The organism is Frankia sp. KB5, assembly GCF_002099325.1.
GTDB classification, from domain to species: domain Bacteria; phylum Actinomycetota; class Actinomycetes; order Frankiales; family Frankiaceae; genus Frankia; species Frankia casuarinae.
This window is the reverse complement of the sequence record NZ_MRUJ01000363.1, coordinates 1-3,006: the sequence shown is the minus strand read 5'-3', so window position 1 is coordinate 3,006 and position 3,006 is coordinate 1. Positions and strand designations below refer to the sequence as shown.

Sequence of the window (3,006 nt, the reverse complement as noted above, 5' to 3'; positions counted from 1 at the left end):
CGCCGCGGTGTCCTGAAAGCGATCGGCGCGACCCGCCACGACATTCTCATCGCCTACTGGCACATCATCGCGAACAAGACCGTCTACCAGGACCTCGGCGGAGACTGGCATGCCCGCCGACGCCGGGACCCTGAACGCCGCCGGAAGAACCTCGTCGGCGAACTGGAGAAACTCGGCTACACCGTCACCATCACACCAGCGGCATAGCCGCTACCCCAGACAGAAAGGAACACCCGCAGCACGCGCACCGAATACCGATRAGACCAGCGTTGGAAGCCCGGCTCCCAGYGCCTTCCCGCATGCCCGGAACCAGCCCCTCCGCGGTCCAGCAATTCACTCCTCAGACCCCGAGCGGAAGCACGGAGCCAGGCCGGGCACCCGGCCGCCGGGCAGGCCAGGAAGGGCGGCGTGGCCTCCTCGGTGTCTTACGAGCCTGCTCGACCTTCGACGACCTGTTCGGGAAACCGCGCGGGTCCGGGTCCTCGACGGCTCGATCATCGGACCATCCCCAATCCGGCCGGGGACCATCCGGCTGCGCCGCACGGTCTCAACCCGGGCCACCACCACCGGCCGGCAGTGACAGGTCCAGCGAGCAGCCGGTTGCCCTCGCCATCTGCCGACGTCGAGGGTCACACAGCCGGCCCCGGCTACGGGGGATGGCCCTTTTGAGACGATTGCTTCGTGCGTCTGCTACTTCTGGGAGGAACCTGGTTCGTCGGCCGTGTCCTGGCCGAGGAGGCGGTTGGCCGTGACTGGGCAGTCACGACGTTCAACCGGGGTAGGTCCGGACCGGATGTTGCCGGGGTCCATCCGCTCCGTGGCGACCGAACCGACGTCAAGGATCTTGATCGCCTCGCTGCGCATGGGCCATGGGATGCCGTCGTGGACGTCGGCGGCGCGGAGCCCCGCTCGGTCGGCCTCGCAGCGCAGGTTCTGGGCGAGCAAGCCCGCCGGTATGCGTTCGTATCCACCGTCTCGGTGTACCGGGACTGGCCCGCGTCCCCTGTCGACGAAACCTCGCCGCTGCACCCGGGAGATCCCGATCTTGTGGTGGAAGATCCTCGCTGGGACGCGGGACGCTACGGTCCCCACAAGGCCGGGTGCGAGGCGGCGGTCCGGCGGACCATTTCCCCTGACCGGTTGCTCATCGTGCGGCCGGGTGTCGTCCTCGGCCCGCACGAGTACGTCGGACGGTTGCCGTGGTGGCTTCGCCGGATGACGGCAGGCGGGCGGGTGCTGGCCCCCGCGCCCGCCGACAGGCTCATCCAGCCGGTGGACGTGCGCGACCTCGCGTCGTTTCTGCTCGACCTGGTCGGACGGTCGGCCAGCGGGATCTTCAATGTTGCGGCGCCCGCCGGCCACGCAACCTACGGCCAGATGCTGGACGCGTGCATCGCGGCGACGCGGGACGTTCGAGGCTCCGACGAGGTCGAGGTCGTCTGGGCGGACCCCGGCTGGCTTGTCGAGCAGGGTGTGCGCCAGTGGACGGAGATCCCGCTGTGGCGGGTGCCTCCAGGGACGTGGCAGCTGGATGCGACCCGGGCAGCGGCGGCGGGCCTGCGCTGCCGGCCGATCCAGGACACGGTCCTGGACACGTGGGCGTGGCTGGCGGCCGGCGGCGCTCCGATACGACATGAGCGTCAGGACGAGCACGGCGTCGACCCCGACAGGGAGCGCCGCCTCGTCGACTTGTGGGAGCTTCGGTCAGACGCTGCCGCCGGCGAGAAAGGACTGGTGTGAGGTGCCTGGGGGCAGCATGGCCGTAGCCGAGTCGCGCACAAAGTGCTCGATCTGGTCGTCGAGCTGCGCGGCGTCGGTGGAGCCGCGGTAGCGCGGCTGGCTCAACGACCCGCGCAACCGGTGAAGTCTCCCCGTCAGGCGCCCCGTGCGTTGTTCGGGCGGCAGCGCGAGCACGGGGACGAGGGCATCGTGCGCCCCGTCGAGATTGCCGCCCACCGTTCGGGCGACGACCAGATCGACCCGGGCACCGTGCTCACCTGGTGTCCATCTGTCGGCGACCGGAATCGCGGTGAACAGGTCGATCGCCTGGGAGGCTGTGTGCTCAGCCTGGTCGAGCTGGCTGAGTGCGAGATGCGTGGCTGCGGCGCTGAGGAGCAGGCGTTCCTCGCCGAACGAGAACTCGCCACCCACTCTGTCGAGAAGATCGTCCGATGCGTCTGCCTCGGCGGTGCGCTGGGCAGCGGCCAGCGCGGTCATCGCCTCGTCCGCGGCTCCGATCATTGCGTAGGAGCGGGCCTGCACGGCGTGCAGGCGAACCATTCCGGACCCCGGTCTGGCATGGTCAAGGCCCGTAGTCGTCAGCCGTATCCCTTCTCGTGGCCGGTCGGACCAGAAGGCGATGGTGGCCTGGACAGCGCGGGCCCACGAGCGCAGCCCGTCATCGTCGACAATCTGCCCATAGGCCCACGCCGCGCGGGCATTCTCGACTCCAGCATCGGGAAATCCGAGGTCGAGACTGACGATGCCGAGCAGGCCGCAGAGCTGCCCGGCGAACATGTAAAGCTCGTTGAGCTGCCGCGGGCGTTTTGTCTGCTCCAGCAACGCGTACACAGTGTTCCGGGCCTTGGCCAGTTCGGCGAACATCTGGAAGGGAGGGGTGGTGTTGTAGATGTGCGCAAGCCGACGTACGTCGTCGGCGAGCTGTTCGACGGAGCTGGCATCGAGACTTCTGGCCGCCGCGAACATCGCATGCTCCCCCGACTCCTTGRCAGCCGACATTACACGCTCCCTTTCTGCCGGTATATATGGTATTGATACGATCTCGATCCCGTTAGGCCGCAGCTGTGCCGGTGCTGACAACGTCGCCGCAGGGTATGGCCGGGCGCTCGCACGGATTCGGGTGGACGTCTGCTGGATCATCCGGCCCGTCTGGCTAAGGATGAGATGGTCGGCGGGGGTGAGGTGTTCGCGGTCGTCGAGGTCGATCAGGTTGTGGATGCTGGTGTCGTAGACCTCGGCGAGCAGGGCGAGGAGCTGGGGGGTGGG

Annotated in this window: 2 protein-coding genes and 1 pseudogene; 2 read left to right on the top strand and 1 reads right to left on the bottom strand. The window is 68.3% G+C overall.

Going from position 1 to position 3,006, the window contains the following annotated elements; translation table 11 throughout:
- Together KBI5_RS24365 and KBI5_RS24360 are read left to right on the top strand one after the other, a co-directional pair.
- Positions 1-207: pseudogene (locus tag KBI5_RS24365) on the top strand (IS110 family transposase); the annotation flags it as partial.
- A 474-nt stretch (positions 208-681) separates the two neighbouring features.
- Complete coding sequence (locus tag KBI5_RS24360; protein ID WP_085016606.1) at positions 682-1,740, top strand: NAD-dependent epimerase/dehydratase family protein; 1,059 nt, start codon at positions 682-684, stop codon at positions 1,738-1,740.
- On the opposite strand, the gene KBI5_RS26735 is transcribed toward KBI5_RS24360, so the two are convergent.
- Positions 1,705-2,739 carry a hypothetical protein gene (locus tag KBI5_RS26735; protein ID WP_085016605.1) on the bottom strand — a complete coding sequence of 345 codons (1,035 nt, stop codon included), beginning with the start codon at positions 2,737-2,739 and terminating at the stop codon, positions 1,705-1,707. The genes KBI5_RS24360 and KBI5_RS26735 overlap by 36 nt on opposite strands.
- Positions 2,740-3,006: the final 267 nt, after the last annotated feature.